The 21,074-nt window shown below is 50.0% G+C and carries 18 protein-coding genes and 1 other RNA gene; 2 read left to right on the top strand and 17 right to left on the bottom strand.

Going from position 1 to position 21,074, the window contains the following annotated elements; genetic code table 11:
• Window position 1 precedes the first annotated feature (1 nt).
• From FO441_RS04595 to FO441_RS04560, 8 genes are all read right to left on the bottom strand, one after another.
• Window positions 2-874: a 5'-3' exonuclease gene (locus FO441_RS04595; RefSeq protein ID WP_145286429.1), complete on the bottom strand. Its 873-nt coding sequence runs from the start codon at window positions 872-874 to the stop codon at window positions 2-4.
• Window positions 867-1,733, bottom strand: coding sequence for a sulfurtransferase (locus FO441_RS04590; protein WP_246095003.1), 867 nt, complete (start codon window positions 1,731-1,733; stop codon window positions 867-869). The genes FO441_RS04595 and FO441_RS04590 overlap by 8 nt, the downstream gene beginning before the upstream one ends.
• On the bottom strand, window positions 1,730-5,104 hold the full coding sequence (locus FO441_RS04585) for a dynamin family protein (protein WP_145286425.1): 3,375 nt from the start codon (window positions 5,102-5,104) through the stop codon (window positions 1,730-1,732). The genes FO441_RS04590 and FO441_RS04585 overlap by 4 nt, the downstream gene beginning before the upstream one ends.
• 4 nt (window positions 5,105-5,108) lie before the next feature.
• On the bottom strand, window positions 5,109-6,236 hold the full coding sequence (locus FO441_RS04580; protein WP_145286422.1) for a THUMP domain-containing class I SAM-dependent RNA methyltransferase: 1,128 nt from the start codon (window positions 6,234-6,236) through the stop codon (window positions 5,109-5,111).
• Between the two features lie 100 nt (window positions 6,237-6,336).
• An RNA gene (gene rnpB / locus FO441_RS04575) (RNase P RNA component class B) lies at window positions 6,337-6,727 on the bottom strand.
• 10 nt (window positions 6,728-6,737) lie between these two features.
• Complete coding sequence (gpsB, locus tag FO441_RS04570) at window positions 6,738-7,064, bottom strand: cell division regulator GpsB (RefSeq protein ID WP_145286419.1); 327 nt, start codon at window positions 7,062-7,064, stop codon at window positions 6,738-6,740.
• A 4-nt stretch (window positions 7,065-7,068) separates the two neighbouring features.
• Complete coding sequence (locus tag FO441_RS04565) at window positions 7,069-7,608, bottom strand: SLOG family protein (RefSeq protein ID WP_145286416.1); 540 nt, start codon at window positions 7,606-7,608, stop codon at window positions 7,069-7,071.
• The gene (locus FO441_RS04560) at window positions 7,605-7,934 is read right to left on the bottom strand and encodes a DUF1798 family protein (RefSeq protein ID WP_145286413.1); all 330 of its coding nucleotides are present in this window, start codon (window positions 7,932-7,934) and stop codon (window positions 7,605-7,607) included. The genes FO441_RS04565 and FO441_RS04560 overlap by 4 nt, the downstream gene beginning before the upstream one ends.
• 97 nt (window positions 7,935-8,031) lie before the next feature.
• On the opposite strand from FO441_RS04560, the gene recU reads away from it, so the two are divergent.
• Together recU and FO441_RS04550 are read left to right on the top strand one after the other, a co-directional pair.
• Window positions 8,032-8,643, top strand: a complete 612-nt coding sequence (gene recU, locus FO441_RS04555; protein ID WP_145286410.1) for a Holliday junction resolvase RecU — start codon at window positions 8,032-8,034, stop codon at window positions 8,641-8,643.
• A 3-nt stretch (window positions 8,644-8,646) separates the two neighbouring features.
• Window positions 8,647-11,124 (top strand): transglycosylase domain-containing protein, encoded by a 2,478-nt coding sequence (locus FO441_RS04550; protein WP_145286407.1) that lies wholly within the window; start codon window positions 8,647-8,649, stop codon window positions 11,122-11,124.
• 44 nt (window positions 11,125-11,168) lie between these two features.
• Here the strand turns inward: FO441_RS04550 and FO441_RS04545 are convergent, their stop codons facing one another.
• From FO441_RS04545 to bshA, 9 genes are read right to left on the bottom strand one after another with little or no spacing between them, the layout of a single operon-like run.
• The gene (locus tag FO441_RS04545; RefSeq protein ID WP_145286404.1) at window positions 11,169-11,456 is read right to left on the bottom strand and encodes a YpoC family protein; all 288 of its coding nucleotides are present in this window, start codon (window positions 11,454-11,456) and stop codon (window positions 11,169-11,171) included.
• Window positions 11,453-12,106 carry an endonuclease III gene (nth, locus tag FO441_RS04540; protein WP_145286400.1) on the bottom strand — a complete coding sequence of 218 codons (654 nt, stop codon included), beginning with the start codon at window positions 12,104-12,106 and terminating at the stop codon, window positions 11,453-11,455. Before nth ends, FO441_RS04545 begins: the two co-directional genes overlap by 4 nt.
• Window positions 12,096-12,716, bottom strand: a complete 621-nt coding sequence (locus FO441_RS04535) for a DnaD domain-containing protein (RefSeq protein ID WP_145286397.1) — start codon at window positions 12,714-12,716, stop codon at window positions 12,096-12,098. Before FO441_RS04535 ends, nth begins: the two co-directional genes overlap by 11 nt.
• A gap of 44 nt (window positions 12,717-12,760) precedes the next feature.
• The gene (asnS, locus tag FO441_RS04530) at window positions 12,761-14,050 is read right to left on the bottom strand and encodes an asparagine--tRNA ligase (protein WP_145286394.1); all 1,290 of its coding nucleotides are present in this window, start codon (window positions 14,048-14,050) and stop codon (window positions 12,761-12,763) included.
• Between the two features lie 6 nt (window positions 14,051-14,056).
• Complete coding sequence (locus FO441_RS04525) at window positions 14,057-15,244, bottom strand: pyridoxal phosphate-dependent aminotransferase (protein ID WP_145286391.1); 1,188 nt, start codon at window positions 15,242-15,244, stop codon at window positions 14,057-14,059.
• Window positions 15,245-15,274: 30 nt separating this feature from the next.
• Window positions 15,275-17,788, bottom strand: a complete 2,514-nt coding sequence (locus tag FO441_RS04520; RefSeq protein ID WP_145286388.1) for an exonuclease domain-containing protein — start codon at window positions 17,786-17,788, stop codon at window positions 15,275-15,277.
• A 17-nt stretch (window positions 17,789-17,805) separates the two neighbouring features.
• Window positions 17,806-18,768, bottom strand: coding sequence for a biotin--[acetyl-CoA-carboxylase] ligase (locus tag FO441_RS04515; RefSeq protein ID WP_145286386.1), 963 nt, complete (start codon window positions 18,766-18,768; stop codon window positions 17,806-17,808).
• Window positions 18,725-19,936, bottom strand: a complete 1,212-nt coding sequence (locus FO441_RS04510; protein WP_145286383.1) for a CCA tRNA nucleotidyltransferase — start codon at window positions 19,934-19,936, stop codon at window positions 18,725-18,727. The genes FO441_RS04515 and FO441_RS04510 overlap by 44 nt, the downstream gene beginning before the upstream one ends.
• Entirely contained in the window at window positions 19,929-21,074 is a 1,146-nt protein-coding gene (bshA, locus tag FO441_RS04505) for an N-acetyl-alpha-D-glucosaminyl L-malate synthase BshA (protein ID WP_145286381.1), read from the bottom strand. Before bshA ends, FO441_RS04510 begins: the two co-directional genes overlap by 8 nt.

Raw genomic sequence — 21,074 nt, 5'->3', positions numbered from 1 at the left:
CCTAGAGATCCAGTGTCCCGACGAACTTGCTGCTGATCTTGAGATCATGGTCATCAAGTATGGTCTGGATCTGTGTTTTTGAGATGTTCAGTACACTGCTGTGCTCGATATAATCGAAATCAACAGGTACATCAGTGATGATGCGGGCCAGCCTCTGTGAAATTTTCAGTGACTCCACATCACTTTCTATTTTGCTGCGGATGGCAGGTGTGAGCGTATCGAGACTCATAAGAATGTTTTCAACGCTCTCAAATTCGCGGATCAGCTTAAAAGCCGTCTTTTCTCCAATGCCTTTTACGCCCTTGTAGCCGTCGCTCGCATCCCCCATCAGCGCTTTGACATCGATGAACTGCGCGGGTGTGATGCCATGCTCCGCTTCAAAGCGGGCTCTCGTATACTGATCGTACACAGTATAGCCTTTCTTTGTCAGCCACAGCTCATTTCTGTCATCAAGCAGCTGCAGGAGATCCTTGTCTCCACTGACGATGATGATATCATCATACCGCTTCGACAGAGTACCGATGATGTCATCCGCTTCATATCCTTTCATGCCGATCTGGAACATGCCGAGCGCATCCAGCACTTCCTTGACATGATCGAACTGCGGAATCAGTTCATCAGGTGGTGCGACCCTGTCCTTCTTGTAATCCGCATACCAGTCGTTCCTGACAGTTTTCGACCCCATGTCCCATGTGATGATAAGTTGCTCCGGTTTCAGCGTCTCGACCAGCTTTAGTACATGTCGGACGACACCCTGGACACCATTGGTCGGTCTGTCGTAGACGTTGTACATGAACTGCTGCCGGAAGCTTGTTGCGTAGAAATGACGGAAAAGCAGTGCCATGCCATCCACTACAAGTATATTGTTATTCATTCAGTGACAGGATCCTTTCATTCAGCGGGGCATCCCCGGTTTCGATACTATTTTCATCATCCGTTATCCATTCCGAGAAGCTGCCGCCATAAAGGCGCACCGGCAGCCCCATTTCATGGAGTACGAGAAATGGTGGTGTTGCACTCATGCCCGAACCGCAATATACGATGATTTCCTTGAAACTGTCAAGAAGATGGCGCATGTGCTCATAGGATCCGAAGTTCATCCTGCCTGCTGTGAAGAAACTGCCATAGGGGATGTTCACAGCGCCCGGAATATGCCCCATCTTGCGGTCGATCGGTTCTTCGAGGCCGAGATACCGTTCCCTGCTGCGGACGTCAATCAGCAGGACATCCTCATCATGCACCGCTTCTTTTACATCCTCCATCAGCACGAGCAGTCCGGTTTCGACATCTGAGTAGTCGCCGGTACGTGCAATATTTTCGACAGGAAGTACAGGTGTACTGGCATTGAAGTATGAAGATAGCTCTGCGAGGCTCTCCATCGAGTCATTCCACAGCATGGCATCCAGACCATAAAGCCTGAACAGGTAGTATAGGCGTGTATGGAAGAACTGCTGCTCACCGTCGAATAGAAGCGGTATCTCCCCTGGGGCTTGTGCCAGTGATGAATAAAGTGTTTCCACAACACTCTGAACCGGTATCGGATGTCTTCCGTGATTCAGTCCATCACCATCAAATGTCCACGGGTGTTGTGGAATGTGCACGGCGCCCGCTACCGGGTATTCGGATATCTTATCCAGTGATGCTGTCATATCATCCATGACATTGCGGCAATCCACCGGAATGAGCGTATTGAAATTATGTTCGTCTACAGTCGTCCTATCCATAATGGTCATGCATTCACCACCTCAAGATTTTCTATTGTCGCAGCAAGCGCTGTATCCGCCCGGTAGACTTCCTCACTGATCTCAGGGAGCGGTTCGGACAGTGACTGCCGGATGGGCACAAGCTGCTTCTTCATTTTCTCATCCACATCGGCCAGATAGGTGTCGATCATATTTGTCATCTCACCCTGCATTGTTTCCTCATCGATGGAGTCGATAATGGCTTCTGCGAGTTCAAGCAGCAGGCTGCGGAATTCCCTTGCTTTATTTCTGGCACGTGCAAGCGGCCTTTCGTATCCGGTGAGACGGGACCCATCGATTGCAACAGTCGGCTGCGCATGCTCAGCATATACGCTGTCGATATGATGAGCAGTCTGTGTTTCCTTCAGATCATCATTCAGCTGGCTGATCATCTGTGCGATCTCCCGCTCCGCCTTATGGTAGACCGCATTGAAACTCGTTGCGGTTTCAAGGCCGAGGTGCTGGTCGATGACGTTCGTCAGATAGGCACGATTATCCGAAAGGAAATGGCCATTCTTCATATCCACCGGTGAAATCAAACTTTTCAGCTGATCATAGAGCTTCAGTGTCAGCTGCTTCTTCGTATGGGACAGTATGATGCCGAGCTCCTGATGGAGTGTGGGTGCAACGGAGATTACTGTGAAGCGGTCGATCATGTCGCTCACCCGGCTTCTGGCCGCTTCTATTTCCGCCTGCAGTGCATGACGGTCATGATACCGTTCACGGTTGCTGGCGATGGCACGCTTCAGCTGTTCTGCAGTTTCCTTCATGGACCGGTACTGGATGCTTGAGGCATTATGGCTGGCAAGCGCTGTAATTTCATCCTTGGCTGTTTCGAATCCCGCATCACCATCTTCAAGTGCCTGCCTGCTTGATACCGGGAATATCCGATGCTCGATTTCGAGCTGTTCGAGTGATGAATTGATATAGTCCATGACTTTTTTGAGATCGTCCTCCGACTGCATCAGATCGACAGCATTGACGATGAAGATGATCGGGAAATCCGGCCCTTTGATCGACTTGATGTACTGCAGGAACTGCTCATCGGAACGGCTGAATACATGATTGTAGTATGACACATAGATGATCATGTCACTGCCGGCAATAATACTGTGCGTCTCCTTCGTATGGCGATCATTGATCGAATTGATGCCCGGGGAGTCCGTGATCGTGAACCTGTCCGTAAATGGTGTATCCATCGACAAAAATGCCTTATGGATGAATATGGCCTCCTCATCCGTACTGATCATATCGATGAGTGCACCGGTCTCCATTTCAATATCCTGCCCGAGATGCACCTGATGCGTATCGAAGTGGGACAGGATGCCATCAATGAACGGAATATGGGCTTCCTTCACCTTACTGCGGCTGCGCCGGATCCAGGGAAGGAAGTCGGCGACTGTGCTGCCTTCATGGTTGGTGATCACCTGAAGGGACTGGACGAGATCCGCTTCTGTCTTATACCGTGCATGACTCCCGCCACTCCCGGTGATTTCAGTGATGGTTGCGGTCGTCGGGTTCGGGCTTGTCGTCAAGTGGGCACCCCCCATCAATGCATTGATGAAGGTCGTCTTGCCGGCACTGAATCCGCCGAACACACTTATGTTGACTGCGCCCTGGTCGATACGTTCAAGCTTATCCGTGATGATGCTGCGATAGTCGCTGTATCTCGGGTGATCTTTGAGTATATCGACGAGCTGCCGGTAGTAGGCGGTATCCATCTCTTCGATACGCCCATCGGCCATGCTATCCTTATAGTCATGTGTATCGGATGCTTCTTCTTCGAAGTCCCGGCTGATCGCCTCGGTCAGGTCAAGCTTATCCATTTCGTCATCGAGATGGATATAGAAGTGCCTGTAGTTCGCCGTCTCGATGGATTCGACCAGTTCGAGCGTCTTCTTCAGCGACTGGTATGATCGAAGCGTCTCTGCCAGTTCCGATGACGTGGCAGACTGTGGCTGCTCCCGTATTTCAAGATGCTGCATATGCTCCATTGCACTGCTGGTAATATCGGATCCGATGGCCCGCTTCAGCTTGTCCAGATAGTTCATGATATAGGCGGACGACAGTGTCGTAATCTCCTCCTCGATCAGCACATCTCTATTCCAGCGGTATCTGAATGGTGCACCTTCCAGTCCAAGCTTGTCGAAGAGGCCATTCACCGGTGCATTGATCTCGGTCTGTATGACAGGATCGATTTCACTGCCTATTTTATTTCTATGCTCTTCAATGAGTGCCTGCATCTTCTTCTTCTTGCCGAACAGACCACCAGGCTGTATTTCACCGGCACGCACCTTCAAGTATGCTTCTATTGCGGACTTCACCTGGTGCGGGTACAGGTAGCTGTTGGTGACGATGTCCTTCAATGAAGACTGGACGTGGGAACGGAGTGCTTCGGGGTCTCTGTGAAGGCAGGAAATCTCGCTATTGCCGAGTGCCTGCTCCAGATAGGTGATCTGTCCTTCCACAGCCTTCTTCGTGGGTGTTTCGGAGAGGTCCAGCCTGCTCTTCATATCTTCGGCAGCATCCTCCAGGTACTGGAGCTGCCTGTGTTCTATATTGTGGACAATGCGCTCATGATACTGCACTTCATAAACAGATCTGTTTTCTTCCATCCTTGAGATCTCCGCAGCAACCTGTACCACTTCATTGTAGGGGGATTCATATATGGATGTTGTAAAAATATGAGCAGGTTCAATATTCCAGTGGCCGAGCGTCTTTTTGATGCGCGACATGAAAGTGTCCATCGAAAGTTCTGCATCATCATGCTTATCGATCTGGTTGATGATCAGTGAAAATGGAATTTCAAGCTCTGATATCTCCTTGAGCAGTTTCATATTGTGTTCACTCTCGACGTGGTTGTATTCGACTGTGAAGAAGATATAGTCGCTGTTCAGCAGGAAGCGGTTGGCACTGTCCTCATGACTCTGTGTATTCGAGTCGACACCCGGCGTATCCTGGAAGACGGTACGTTCCTTGAACTGCTTGTGGGGGACGTTCATCGAGATGGATGTGATATCAAGGTCCCTCGTGTTCAAGCTTCTGAGTGCTTCATAGCTCTCGAGCGGAATATATCTGTACTGGTCGACGAAAGCCTGGATCTCACTTGCCTCCCCGATCTCCACCGCAACCGTATTGCTTGTCGTCGGCACCGGTGACGATGGCAGGATGTCCTGGTCGAGCAGATGATTGATCAGACTAGACTTGCCGGCCGAATAGTGGCCGATGAATGAAAAGACGAGCTGATCCTTGTATGTCTTCATGATGGCATGGTCGATCTGCGAAACAAGCACATCATTATCGGACTTCAGTATTTCCTTTTTCAGCTTATATAATGTGTCGAGTGTTCCTGTCGCTGCCAATTGGTCATTCCTCCCGTTTTCCCCAGTATTGGAAGTATGTCGTTTCAATATAGCCGTTGAAAAGCTTGCGGCGTTTCGTCGCCTTCCTGTTGACAATATGTTCGAACATCTTGTTCGATGTCATCAGGTAGACGCTCAGTGAAGGGTGTGCATCCATCAGTTCGCCGAGTTTGCGGTACATCTCCTCCACCGCTTTTGCTTCCCCGATGCGCTCGCCGTATGGCGGGTTGGTGACGATCTGCACATTTTCTTCATCGATCTCAAGGTCATGGACATCAAGCACCTTGAATTCGATGTTATCAAGCAGTCCGACTTCCTCGGCGTTGTCCTTTGCGATACGGATCATTTCCGGATCGTTGTCGGATGCGTATATTCTAACTTCCCGGTCATAGTGCGCCGCTTCTTCGAGTTCCATGCGCACCTTGACCCAGTCCGATTCCGGGATGATATCCCATTTCTCTGCATCGAACGTCCGATTGGAGCCGGGCGCAATATTCAATGCCATCATCGCTGCTTCGATCGCAATGGTGCCTGAGCCTGTAAAAGGATCGATAAGTGTACTTGAGCCATCATAATTTGCCAGGCCGAGCATCGTTGCAGCGAGTGTCTCCTTGATCGGCGCCTCACCCTGTGCGGTACGGTAGCCGCGCTTATGGAGTGCATCCCCGCTCGTGTCGATCGTCAGTACGGCACGGTCCTTCAGTATTGCAATATCCACCTTGTAGCGCGGACCTGTTTCAGGCAGTTTGGTCTTGATGCTGAACGCATCTTTAAGGTGTTCGACAATCGCCTTTTTGACGATGCGCTGCACGTCCGGCACACTGTAGAGCGTGGACTTGTGGGAGCGTCCCGTCACCGGAAACTCTGCAGATGGACCGAGTATGTCGGACCATGGCAGTGCTTTTGTCTTCTCGAACAGCTCGTCGAACGTCGACACGTCGAAGTCGCCGATGATGATGCGGATCCTGTCGGCCGTACGCATCATCAGATTCGTCCGTATGATGGCCATTTCGTCCCCTTCGAAATAGACCCGTCCATTCTCAAGCCGTGTTTCATAGCCGAGCGCCTCGATTTCATTGGCCACGACCCGCTCGATCCCCATCGGTGTATTTGCCAGCAGTTTGAATTGCATCAAAAAACCCTCTCTCTTTTATGGAAGTTTATATGTAGTTCAATATCATTATAAAATAAAAGCTCTCCATTCGTAATGGAGAGCGTATCTAGTCCGGTATCTCTATAAGCCATGTTCTGTACCGCTGTGCTGAGGCGTGTACTAGTTACACTCGCACATTGGTGATAATCATCTGTCTATACTACAATGTAGTATCCTTCCGCAGGTTGAATTCCCATTGGAAAGTGCTCCTACCAAATTTGGATTGCTCACTCGAGGGGTTTACCGCGTTCCACCTTCTGCATTTCTACAGAAGCTACGTCACTGTGGCACTTTTATAGCTACTGGATCCATATGCATAAGCACTTAGGACCGTTCACAGCCGTCAGCCGTCTTAAAACGTACTGCCTTGACTTATTTCTTCGTCAAGCACGAACACTACGATCATCTCAGAATCGTGTGAGCATGGACTTTCCTCTATGCACATGCGTGCATAGCGATTATCCGAGATACCGCTTCAAATCAATTCACCTTGGACTGGCCAAACACTTTCTTCTCCAGGTTGCTGAGTCGCTTCAGAATATCTATCTGGTGGTTCTGTGTCTGGTTGTCGGCTGACCTCGCCTTGGTGGCGACGCGGATTCTTAGTTCCTCTACTTCCTTCTTCAAGCGTGCATTCTCATCTTCAAGTCGTTTGAGGCTGTTGTTCATGTCCGCCATTTTTTGATAGTCGCTGATGACATCATCAAGGAAACTATCTACTTCTATCGGCTTGAACCCTCTTACGGACTTTTCAAATTCCTTCTCGAATATATCTTTTGCTGATAATTTCAACGTATATTCGCTCATTCTTTCACCTCTCATAAGCGGAATCTATGAAAGCATTGATTTCGTCAAATTGTATTCTTTCAATATTATACGGATTATCCACCTGGAATTCAAGCATTTGATCGTATATAAAACGGGTTTTTGACGGAACCTCCTCGTCATAGACGACAATCGCCTGGTCCGAGTGTTCGATGAGGAACCGGCTGATGATTCTGAACATTTTCGGGGACTCGTACTCCCGGTCATAGATGAACCGGTGGAAGTCGCTTTCTTCCAGAATATGGCGGAGCTTCGCCTGGTCGTCCTCCTTGTACCTGTCATCGAACTTGTGGAATGGTTTCAGTACACAGAACTTGAAGCCGTACTCTTCCCGCAGTGCAATCAGCGCTTCGGCTGCATACAGTTCAATGCCGGTATACCCCTGGATGATGAACCATTCGGTGCCGGTCTCGGCATAGGCTCGCACCTTCTCCTTCATGAAATCCCGCAAAACATCCGCTTCCGGCTGCGAATCCTTGAAGATGCCGAGCTCATGGGGCCGGTACCCGGTAATCAGTGTCTTCATCGGAATAGCCCTTCCCTTCCTGCATGGGCAAGCCACATGTTGACGAATTTGTACTTCTCCTTGTAGAGCTTCATGCCAAAACGCTTTTCGTGACAGGCCATCAGGAGCTCCATGAACTCCTCGACCACCTTCTCCCGTGTGACCGGATTGAACCTGAAGTCGGTGTGGATGCTGCCGATCTGATTAACGAGCCCTTTATTTTCCTCGAGGAACGGTTCGATCTCCGTCCTGAAGTCGAATTCATAGCCGTCCCTGGCCATGCTGTATCTGCGATCCACTTCGTCGAGCAGCCCGCGCAATGATTCAAAAGATGCATTTCTTGACAAAAATGCCACACTCCCTATAATTATCAATGGTTTAATTCCACCATTATATTGTATAATATTATATTATCATCATACAGAATAATGAAAGGCGATGCATATGAAATATCCGAAGGGCATCAAACCGAGGCCAAAGAAGCCTGCTTCGAAAAGCCGCTCATTCGATGGTAGAATCAAGTATGGTCAGAGAGGCATGACGCTTGAGAAGGATCTCGACCAGACAAACCAGTACTATCTGGAAACCGGTCGCGCGGTCATACATAAGAAGCCGACTCCGGTCCAGATTGTAAACGTCGACTATCCATCCAGAAACAAGGCCAAGATTGATGAAGCATATTTCAAAGTTCCCTCCACCAGCGACTATAATGGTGTGTACAGGGGAAGGTATATAGATTTTGAAGCAAAAGAGACCAGGAATGATCAGCGGTTCCCCTTCATCAATATCCACGCACACCAGGTCAATCATATGAAACAGTGCTATGATCAGGGGGGCATGGTCTTCATCATCATCCGGTTCTCATTGTACGATGAATCATACCTGATGCCGATAGAGCACTTTCTTCCCTTCTGGGATGCATTCCAGGACGGTGGCCGGAAATCCATCAGGTATCAGGACATAAAAGACGCAGGCCTGCTGTTGAAACAGGGTATGAACCCGAGGATCAGCTATCTTGACGCAGTCGACGAATTTTATTTCGAGAATGGAGAATAGTATATGGATCAGAACTTTAAGAGAAGCGGGAAGAAACCTCCCGCGAAGAACGGTACGCCTGCAAAAAAGAAAGGAGCCCGTCGTTCCAAAGCTTCACTGGTCAAGCGTATTGTGCTGTGGCTCGTGCTTGTCGGACTGGTCATGCTTGTGGCAGGCTCATTCCTGTTTGCCTATTACGCTTCAAGAGCTCCGGCATTCAGCGAGGAGAAATTGCAGGATCCGATACCGGCCAAAATATATGACAGGAACGATGAACTTGTCACCACCCTCTACCAGGGACAGGAAAGGCTGCTCCTCGATATAGAGGAGACGCCGGCCCATGTAACGGATGCTGTGCTGTCCGTCGAGGACAACCGTTTTTATGAACACGGGGCCATCGACTTTGTCAGACTCGGCGCAGCAGTGCTGAACAACGTGACCGACGGCTTCGGCAGCCAGGGTGCCAGTACGATTACCCAGCAGGTGGTCAAGCGTGTCTTCCTGACTGCAGAGAAATCACTGGAAAGAAAAGCACAGGAAGCATATCTCGCCTACCGGCTCGAGCAGGAATACTCAAAAGATGACATCCTTGAGATGTATCTGAATAAAATCTACTACTCGGATGGCATATACGGCATCCGGACGGCAGCAGACTACTACTTCGGCAAGGATCTCAGCGAGCTGAACCTGAAGGAGACGGCGTATCTCGCCGGACTGCCGCAGCTGCCGAACAGATATAATCTCTATGTCGATCAGGAACTCGGTACCGACCGTGCCAATACCGTGCTCAGTCTGATGCTGCACCACGGACGCATTACGGAAGCTGAATACAATGAGGCGATCAATACAGATCTTACAGCCAATCTGATTCCTCGTACCGAAGCAGAACGCGCATCAAGTGAACCGGAAAATCCGGAATATGCCTCCTACATCAATGTTGTGAAGCAGGAGCTCCAGACCAATGACAGATTCAGGAACATGGAGCTCGCAGAAGCACTTGCAAGCGGCATATCCATCTATACGAATATGGACAGCAACGTCCAGCGCCAACTGCAGACGATGGTCAACAATAAGGACTACTACTATAATCCGAAATTCCAGGATGATAACTTCAATATGGCATCCACCATACTGGATACCGAGACCGGTAATCTTGTCGCCATATCAGGTGGCCGGGACTACCGCGAAGTGGTCATGCACAACCAGGCACTGGTCGAGAAAAACGTCGGTTCAACGATGAAGCCTTTCCTCGCCTATGGCCCCGCCATCGAGCATATGCAGTGGCGGACGGATCATATGATAGAAGATGAAGAGGGCTACCAGCCGATTGGGCATGGAAATACCATCTACAATTATGATATGCAGGACCACGGAACTGTCACCATGCGTGACGCTCTGAGACAGAGTCTGAATATACCGGCTATCAAAACATTTGAAACGGTGCAGGAAGAAGCCGGGGAAGATGCGCCGGAGAATTTTGCTGAGAGCGCCGGTCTGGATTACAGTACTGAGGAGGAGGAAGATGTGGAATTGACTTTCAATGATGTACTTGGTGGCGGGGATAACTCCCGATTCACACCACTCCAGATGGCGGAAGCCTACGCAACACTCGGCAATGGCGGGACGTACAATACTGCACAGTCCATCCGTCATGTCGTGACGGACGAAGGCGAGACCGTCGAATTTGAAAATGAATCCGAAAAAGCAATGGAGGACTATACCGCCTACATGCTGACCGATATGCTTAAAGGGACATTCGAGCCTTATGGCAGTGCCGACTATATTCCGATGAATGGATTGAACATCGCTGCCAAGACAGGAACGACTTCCTACGGCAGCGAGCTCATGGAACAGTACAATCTGCCCGAAGGCTCTGCAAAAGACGCCTGGATTGTCGGCTATACGCCGGAGTATACGATGAGCCTCTGGACAGGATTCATGGAGAACAGAGAGAATGGCGAGTCGTCATTCGTCGGTGCTGATGAGCATATTACACCGCAATGGTTCTTCAGGGACGTCATGCAGTCGATCAGTACGTACAATGGCCAGGATTTCGATAGACCCGACAGCGTCGTACAGGTGGGTGGCAACGCACTGGCCGTCGAAGGCAGTGAGGAAGCCCGGTCCAATGATCCTGTCACTACCGGGGAATCCAGAAATACACAGCCTGAAGAGCAGGTTGAAGTGACGGAAGAACCGGAACAGGTCATCATTGAACCTGAAGAAACAGATGAGGAAACAACAGAACAGGCTACAGTCGAACCGACTGAAGAAGAGACGACGGAGCAGCCGACGGAGGAAGAGACAGAAGAAGCAACCGAGGAAGCAGCCGAGGAAGTGACCACACAGGAACCTGCCACGGAAGAAGCAACCGAGGAAGAGACGACCGAACAGGTCACAGAGGAAGCTACTGCTGAAGGTGGAATGGAAGAGACGGTTGAAGAATCGGAACCTGTCGAAGAGCCGACTGAAGAAGAGACAACTGAAGATGACGCAGCATAAATAGGAAAACAACCTATGAAATCCGAGATTTCATAGGTTGTTTTTTATGATCTATTTTTTCTGATCCGGTATGATGCAACCTTCTTGGTGAATTCCTCATGGATGCCCTTCAGCTGGATGATACTATGGTACTGGTAGGGTCTCGACTTTATATACGCCATGCGTTCATGATAGTTGAACGGCAGCACAAGGTCATGATCATCAGGCGGCATGTCCTGTAGCACACCGTCGATATGCATCAGGATGGCACGCTCATAATCATCGTAGAGTGTCCTATCCGGTTTTCTGGCGTTCTCCAGCAGCAGCTCATGCATTGCTTCAATCGTCATCATGCGTCTTTTCTCTTCATGCGCTTCTGCCCTTCCCGGCAGTCCTCGAGCAGTGGGCATGTTTCACATTTCGGACTTCTCGCCGTGCAGTGGTAGCGGCCGAAGAAGATGAGCTGGTGGTGGGTCTTGCTCCAGCGCTCTTCCGGCACTTTCAGCATCAGTGTCTTTTCGACTTCGAGCACGGAATCCTTATACCGCGTAATGCCAAGACGTTTCGTTACACGCTCGACGTGGGTATCGACAGCAATCCTCGGCACACCGAACGCCACTGCCAGGACGACATTGGCCGTTTTACGCCCGACTCCAGCCAGGCTGACCAGATCGTCATAGTTGCCGGGTATAGTGCCGTCAAACCGGTCGATGACATCCCCGCACAGCTTCTGGATGTTCTTTGCCTTGTTGCGGAAGAGTCCGATGGAGCGGATGTCATTTTCCAGTTCCGACTGTGAAACTGAGAGATAGTCTTCTGGTGTCCTGTACTTTTTGAACAGGTCTTTCGTCACCCGGTTTACAAGATTGTCGGTGCACTGTGCAGACAGCAGGACCGCAATGGTCAGCTCGAATGGATTGTCATGTACCAGTTCGCATTCCGCGTCCGGGAACATCGTATCGATCTTGTCGATCATTTCGATCGTCTTTTTTCTACTGATCATAGACATCTTCTCCTTCCAGCCATGAACGCACAGGCATCCGCTCCACTCTGGCCTCTGTCTTCTCCCTGCCTGTCTGGCCAAGTATCCGTTCCACATACTGGAGCGATTTGATCTGGTTCTGATATGCCAGGTCCACGGCGTTCCGGATGGCCTCGGGACTATATTTCGAGTCTTCGAGCCAGCTGTTGATCCGCTCGAATTCGTTCGGGCTGATGACACGGCCGTATAATCCTTCGACGTACTCGAACAGTGACCGTATCTCGGTCGGTTCAGGTTTCGCAGGTTCTCTTGTTTCGAAGATCTGGACGAGTCTCGAATAGAGCGGCTCAAGATTGAACCGTTCTATATATTTTCCGGACTCCCTGATCGTCTCCACTTCCATCAGGCCTTTTTGCATCAGCTCCTGGATTACTTTGGAAATATCACCTTCAGACATCGTCGTGCCTTTCGAAAGCGATGTGAATTCCGGCAGCTGAGACGAATGCTGATGGATATCAACGAGCCTGATGATGACAATCATGGCACGCTCATCGATATCGAGTGCGCCATAGTTGTCGAGCAGCACTTTGTTGACAGGTACATTCATATATCTTATATAATCATCAATCATAATACGACTCCTTATAAAAATATCGCCTGGCGGCGATATTCGACCTATGGGTAAAGACGGTTGAGCAGCCGTGGGAATGGAGCGGTCTCCCTCACGTGCTGGACGCCGCTCAGCCATGCAACGGTACGTTCAAGACCAAGACCGAATCCGGAATGCGGCACACTGCCGTATCTTCTGAGGTCGAGGTACCACTGGTAGGCATCAAGATCGAGACCGCTGTCGGTGATCTTCTGCTCAAGCGTGGCATAGTCATGGATTCTCTCACTGCCTCCGATGATTTCACCATAGCCTTCCGGTGCAATCATATCAGCACACAGTACGGTGCGTGGATCTTCAGGGTTCTCCTCCATATAGAAGGATTTGATTGCTTTCGGGTAGTTGGTAATGAAGACCGGTTTGTCGAAGTGGTTTGCGATTTCGGTTTCATGCGGTGCACCGAAATCCTCGCCCCACTCGATATCATCAAACCCTTTATCCTTCAGCAGTTCGACTGCATCGGTATAGGTGATGCGTGGGAATGGTGCCTTGATCTTCTCGAGGACGCTCGTATCGCGCTCCAGAATGCCAAGGTCAAGACTGCAGTGTGCGAGTACCTGCTGTACAAGGTATTCGACATACTGCTCCTGCACTTTTAGGCTGTCCTCATGGTTGTAGAATGCCATCTCCGGCTCTATCATCCAGAATTCGATCAGATGCCTTCTCGTCTTGGACTTTTCCGCCCTGAATGTCGGACCGAATGAAAATACTTTGCCGTGTGCCATTGCAGCTGCTTCAGCGTACAGCTGGCCACTCTGGGAGAGGTATGCATCCTCATCGAAGTATTTTGTATGGAACAGCTCTGTCGTCCCCTCAGGCGAACTGCTTGTCAGAATCGGTGGATCGATCTTCTTATAGCCGTTCTCGAAGAAGAAGTCGTGGGTGCTTTTGATGATCTGGTTGCGGATGTTCATGACGGCATGCTGTTTCTTTGAACGCAGCCATAGATGCCTGTTGTCCATCAGAAATTCAGGGCCGTGGGCTTTTGGTGTGATCGGATAGCCTTCCGAAGCATGGATGACTTCTATGCCGTCCACTTCCATTTCATAACCGAACTGTGAACGCTCGTCCGCTTTGATTGTGCCCGTGACGTACATGGATGTCTCCTGAGTGAGCCCTTTGGCTGTCTCGAACAGTGCTTCGTCGTTCGCTTTGACGACGACACCCTGCATGAAGCCTGTGCCGTCCCGGAGCTGCAGGAACTGGATCTTGCCGCTGCCCCGCTTCTGCAGCAGCCAGCATCCGATTGTCACCTGCTGCCCTTCGTATTTAGATGCCTGGTTGATTGATATCTTCATGTCGAACTATGCTCCTTTAGTGTGTTGTTCTACAAATTTTCTGATACGGTCAAGTGCTTCGGCCATATCTTCGATGCTCAGTGAATAGCTGAGCCTTATATTGTCGGGCGAACCGAATCCTGATCCCGGCACAACAGCGACATACTGTTCTTCAAGAAGCGCGGTGACGAACTGGTCGACATCCTGGAAACCGCATTTCTGTGCACATTCCTTGAAGTTCGGGAACAGGTAGAATGCGCCTTCCGGCTTGATGCAGTCGATGTATGGAATTTCCATCAGCTTCTCATACGCCCTGTCCCTTCTTTCGTTGAAGGTTCTGTTGTACTCCTCAAGATAGGACGGATCCATCTCATAGGCAGCGACAGCTGCCCACTGGGACGGTGTCGCAGGGTTGGATGTGGAATGGCTTGTCAGATCGGTCATCGCCTTCATGACGTCGCGGTCACCACATGCGTAGCCGATGCGCCATCCCGTCATGGCATGAGACTTGCTGACACCGTTTATGACGATCGTGTTCTGCTTCATCTTATCGCTGAATGCTGCAATCGAGATGTGCGGTCTGTCGTATACGAGTGTTTCATATATTTCATCGGCGACCACGACGATATCCGTCTTTTCCAGATATTCTGTCAGATTTTTCAGTTCTTCCTCCGTATAGACCATGCCGCTCGGATTGCTCGGTGAATTCAGCAGGAGCATGCGTGTCTTATCCGTTCTATGCGCCTCGATGATCTCAGGCGTCATCTTGAATGATGTTGATTCATCGGTATGCATGATGACAGGCTTGCCCTCGGCCAGTTTGACCTGTTCTGTATAGCTTACCCAGTATGGCGTCGGTATCAATACTTCGTCACCTGCATCGAGTGTTGCCTGGAACAGGTTGTACAGTACGTGCTTTGCCCCGCTGCCGACAAAAATTTCGGAAGCATCATAGTCGAGGCCGTTGTCGTCCTTCATTTTCCGGACGATGGCTTCCTTCAGTTCGTTGATGCCGGAAGCCGACGTATATTTTGTCTGTCCTTCATTCAGTGCCTTGTAGGTCTTTTCTATGATCTCCTCAGGTGTATTGAAATCGGGCTCTCCTGCGCTGAGGCTGATTACATCGACACCTTGAGCTTTCAATTCCCTTGATTTGGCTGTGATTGCCAATGTCTGACTTGGTGTTATATTCCTGATTCGTTGAGAGAGTTGCATATTTCGTCTCCTTTAGGGTTGATATAGTCATTATAAATCACGGAGCAGTGCTTTGAAAGACTCTCCGTCCCCCTCGATGATATTTTCAGGGGGGAAATACTTGAGGAATGCGTCACTGTACCTGCGGCTGAGAATGCGTCTGTCGAACAGCAGCAGCAGTCCCTTCTCCTCCGGACGGCGGTGGATCCTGCCGGCAATCTGCCTGAACTGGAATACTGCTTCCGGCAGGTCGGTCCGGTAGAAGCTTCTGAAATCCGCTTCCTTCGGCACAGGAAAGGGCAGCTTTGTCAGCATCAGGCATTTTGTGCCTGTACTCTGTATATTGATGCCTTCATTGAAGCTCGACGTACCGAGGAGTACGCATCTGTCCAGCTGGTTGAACTGGGCCAGCAGCTTTTCGCTTGTAGTCGCCCGCGACTGCCTCAGTATTACATAGTCCTCGAAAGTCTGTATATCCTCCGTATACTCGTAGACCTTGTCCAGCAGCTCGAAGTTCGAGAACAGGACCATCAGCTTCTGGTCCGTCTCGCTCAGATAGATGGCGATGTATTCGACAATCGTTGCGATGAAGTCGTCATCCTGTACATCATAGGCGGGAATATCCTCCGGCACAAATATCTTCGTCTGCCTGAAGAGCGCTTCGTTGCGTATGACAAGCGTCTTGAAATCCGCTTCCCCATACCAGTAGTCGAGATGATCGAAGCTTCCGTTCACTTCCAATGTGCCCGACAGCATGATGGTTGCAGCCAGATGGCTTGTTTTCTTGTGCAGTGAGGCCATATCCGCTTCATGAATGTGCACCTTGATCTTCTGCGGGTTCCTATCCGCATCGAGGGTATAGCTGCCTGTCCTTATTCCACGTTCAAGACTTCCGAGCATTCTTTGATAGTGGTGCATATGATTGTAGAGGACCTGGTAGTTCTGCGTACCGCGTATGGTGCCGAGGAATATGGAAGCATGATGGATGCTGACTTCGATATGGTGCCGCATATCTTCCATATTGCCGGCTGCCGCCGCACCGAATATCCTGTCGATGCTCTGATTGAGGTGTTTGAGTATATCCTCAAGCAGATATACCGACATTTCATTATGGTTGATATAGGTGGTCAGAAGCCGTTCCTGGCCTGCAGTGCCGATCTGTCCGATGAAGAACTTCATCGCCTGGTAGCTGAAGGTCGTCCGCATCCTTTCCTCGAGCGACCGTTTGAGCTGATGGGCCTCATCCACGATGACGCTTGCTACATCAGGCAGATGGTCAAGGCATTCCATCAGAAAATAATGGTTCGTCACTGTAAATGCCGACTGCTCTGCTTCAGACAGGGCACGTTCGAAGAACAGGTGGTTGCTTGATTCCCCAGCCTGGATGGATGCTGTTCTATAGTAGGCACGCTCCGGTCCTTTAAGATGGATTTCAGCCAGGTCGCCCGTGTCTGTTTCAAGGAGCCATACGAGCAGTTTCATTTTCAGCTGTACGATTTCGGTATTGTTTTCCTCAAGGGACAGGAGCAGTTCGAACGCATCAAGGTTCATATAGTTCTCTTTCCCTTTCAGACTGGCTGCACCGATTGACAGGCCTGAAGCCTGCTCGAGTACTTTGAGCTCATCTGCAAGAATCTGATTCTGCAGAATCTTCTTCGATGTACTGACAAGCACTTTCCGGCCGAAAAGGGAGTGGAAACTGACTGCGGCAATCAGGAAGGCAAGTGTCTTGCCGACGCCGGTATATGCCTCCACAACGAGATTGTCACCCTGTTCAAGTGCTTCGAATATCTCATTGGCAAGACGCAGCTGCTCCTCACGGTACTCATTGCCCGAATATGCCACATAGCCGTCATACAGTTCCCTGACCGTAACGGGCTCGAGGTGCCTATTCATATGCGGCGCCTGTTTCATGAAGAATGATCCATAGTGTTCAAGACCGAGAGGTGACCTTTCCCCGGATTGTGCAATAACGGAGAAGAGCACATCGGACAAGCTGTATTTCAGGGATTTCGACAGATGATACAGCTGCTTCTGGGTGTCAGTATTCAGCGCAGAGATCTTGCCGAGCAGATGGATGAGCAGCTCTGCAGTCGCCAGTGCATCTTCGTCTGCACGGTGTGCATTTGACAGACGCAAGCCGAGTGTCTGTGCAATCTCATTGAGCTGTAGACGTTCCAGTGTCGGCAGAAATATTTTCGCCAGCTCCACAGTATCGAGCAGATGGTTCGGGCTGTATCTGATGCCGCACTTCCTGAAGGCAGACTGGAGGAACCCGTAATCGAATTCGACATTGTGAGCTGTAAAGACGCAGCCGTCAAGAAGAGCCGCTATTTCGTGGGCGACATCTTTGAACCGGGGTGCATTTTCGAGCATGGATGTCTCAATGCTTGTCAGCTCTTTTATAAAGGGGGTCAATTCTGTTTCATCCGACAGGAAAGTCGTATATTTATCAACGACTTTGAAGTTCTGGACAATTACAATGCCCAATTGGATGATACTATCCTTATTTTTGTTATTTCCGGCGGTTTCCAGATCGACCACCGCAAATTTTTCATTCAGCATCTCATCACCAGTTCCTACTAGAGTTCAATATCCGCACTGACCACTCTTCTGATTTCACCTGTTTCATCCAGCACTTCCAAAAATCCATCGGAATCGATATCCAAAGCCTTGGCCATGTAGCTTTCCCCGGTTTCGGTGATTCTCAGATCTTTGTTGAAGACGATCGCCCGCGATTTCCATTCATCGCGGATGCTGCTGAATGGTTCATTGATGAAACGGTCATAGTACACTTCCATATTGTGGATCAGCTTTTTCATGAAATCATCCAGATCCACTTTTCTTCCGGGTTCCATCTCCGATTCAATGTCAGTTGCGGTACCGAGCGCACTGACACCTTCATCTTTGAATATGTTGATGCCGATACCACAGATTATAGCATTGATCACATTGCTTTCGCTGACGACTTCCGTCAGAAAACCAGATACTTTCCGATTGCTGATGTATATATCGTTCGGCCATTTGATGCCGCTCTTGACACCAAAGGCCTGATCCAGTGTCTTCGAGAGGGCCAGTGAAATAAAAAGGTTGAAGCGTATGATTTCTGTGATCGGTATATTCGGTCGCAGCACGATGGAGAGATAGAGTCCCCTGTTCTTTGGTGAGAACCACTCGCGGTTGAACCGTCCCCTGCCCTTCGTCTGCTCGAGTGCCACAACGATATAGGCACCATCCCGGCTCTCAAGCTTCTGGAATGCTTCGATCTGGGTGGATTCTGTCGTTTCAAAATATTCCATATGACTGAAAAGAGCGGAATCCTGAACCAGTACTTCCAGTGCTGTCGGGCTTATGTAACGGGGGTGTTCTCTTAGATGATAGCCTTTTCTCGTAACCGATTCGATGCTGTATCCTTCGGTTTTCAGAGCATTGATGTTCTTCCAGATGGCTGTTCTGGAAACATCCAGACGGTCGGCCATCTCCTGTCCGGAAATGAACTGGTCACTTTTCAGTAATTTTAATATCTCCTGCTTCAAATTCGACATGTGCCTTCACCCATTCAATTATTTTGTATCTGTCGTTTTCCAGCCTGCCGTAAAGTATCTCCTGTTCCACAGCTGTAAGAACGGTCCTGATCCATCGGCCACCGCGTGCATTGAACAGTGTCATGAGTGCATGTCCATCAAGATCGATCTCGGAAGCATCAGCGATGGGAAGTGCAGGTTTCATGTTGAGTGCCGACTGCAGATGTGCCCTCCTGTCTCCGGTTTCAAGCCAGCCATTCGCCTGGATCATACTTATGGCATTCGCCAGTATGCCTGTGTCAAATCCATAGGCGAGCTCCCTGATGGAGGCGGAATCGACCATATCCAGCAATCTGATGATATTGCCGATATACGATTTGACAGCATTGGACAGCTTCAATGCGGACAGTGACTGTGCGAGCTCAGGCGACAGATGGATCTGGAGCGCCAGCTCGTCTTCCAAAGATCGGACGTCTGTCCTGAGGAATGATGCATCATCCACCCTATCGAAAAATGGCAGATACTTATTCAGGCGTGTATCCACAACCAGCACTTTGCCTCTCTTTGGATCCATCCCCAAATAGAGCTTGGTGAGTTCCGTCACACTGCGCTCCACAGCGACATGGCGCAGATTCTCTGCATGCTCTGCCATGGCCCGTCTCGTCTCCTCTGAAACTTCGAACTGCAGTTGTGAGGAGAACCTGGCAGCTCTCAATATTCTGAGGGCGTCCTCGTTGAATCTTTCGGATGCCAGGCCGACAGTGGCGATCATGCGGTGACTGATGGCATCCATCCCGTCATAGGGATCGATGATGGTGAAATCATCGTTCATGGCCATGGCGTTCATGGTGAAGTCCCTGCGTTCGAGATCGCTGTATAGATCCCGGGTGAATATGACCTGATCCGGTCGACGGAAATCACTGTATTCCGATTCGGTCCGGAAGGTGGTCACTTCAAACGGAGTATCCTCCACCAGGACGATGATGGTACCATGCTCCTTGCCCACATCGATTGTATGCTCGAATATGCGCTCGATGTCTTCCGGCAGCGCATCGGTCGTGATGTCGACATCATTGATGGTCCGTCCCATATGATGGTCCCGTACACAGCCTCCGACGAAGTATCCCTTGTATCCATGGGACTCCAATGTCTTCAGTATGATATTGCCTGTTGTAAAAAGTTCATGCATGGTTCTGCTCCTCGATCAGCTGTCTGTACAGCGTTTCGTACTCACTCACAATGACATCGGAGTGGAAACGGGTTTTGACATCTTCAAGCATCCGGGTCTGGATGCTTCCATAGAGTGTGTCCTCCGCAAGTATACGGTTGATATGACTGGCAGCTGTTTCATGATCACCGACCTCTACAAGATAGCCGGTCTCTTCATGCCGGATGACTTCGCTTATGCCGCCGGCTGTCGAACCGACCGGCACAGCGCCGCAGTTCATCGCTTCAAGCAATGCCAGACCGAAGCTTTCCTTCTCGCTCATGAGCAGGAATATATCACTCATCTGATAGAATGATTTCACATCTGTCTGCTGCCCGGCAAATATGACGGCGTCTTCCAGCCCGAGAGTTTTGACCAGCCTGCGGATGCTGTTCATCTCCGGACCATCACCGACCAGTACAAGAATGCTGTCCACAGACTGGTGCACTTCATGGAAAGTGCGGATGATATCATCGATCCGTTTTATTTTTCTGAAGTTCGAAGTATGCATGAGCACCCTGGTGCTGTTGGATATTCCGAATCTTTCCTTCATGTGCTGTTTTGTTTCTTCTCTCTCAATCGTATTGAAATGCTTCTCATCAACAAAGTTGTAGACGGTCTGTATGTCCTTGTCCGGACCGATCAGTTCCAGCGTCTGTGCCTTCAGACTTTCCGAAACTGCCGTGACAGTATCGGAACCATTGATGCCGAAACGTATTGCAGTGACAAGCGACATGTCATGGCCGAGCACTGTGATGTCGGTGCCGTGGAGTGTGGTGACGATGCCCACATTCCGGCCTGCCATCTGCCGTGCCAGAATGCCGCATACAGCATGGGGGACAGCGTAGTGCATATGGATGATTTCCAAGTCGTATTCGACGATGACCTCGGAAATCTTGCTTGCCAGGGTGATGTCGTAGGGTGGATAGCGAAATACGCTGTAGTCGTTTATATCCGTCTGGTGTATATAGATGTTCGGATGGTTCGCATCCAGTCTGAAAGGGACATTTGAAGTGATGAAGTGCACCTCATGCCCTTTTTTTGCCATTTGTATACCAAGTTCAGTGGCGATGATGCCACTGCCGCCCACGCTCGGATAGCAGGTTATACCGATTTTCAT

Source organism: Salinicoccus cyprini (assembly GCF_007713705.1).
GTDB lineage: Bacteria > Bacillota > Bacilli > Staphylococcales > Salinicoccaceae > Salinicoccus > Salinicoccus cyprini.
Note: the sequence above shows the minus strand (reverse complement) of the source record. Positions and strands in the feature narration are given on the sequence as shown.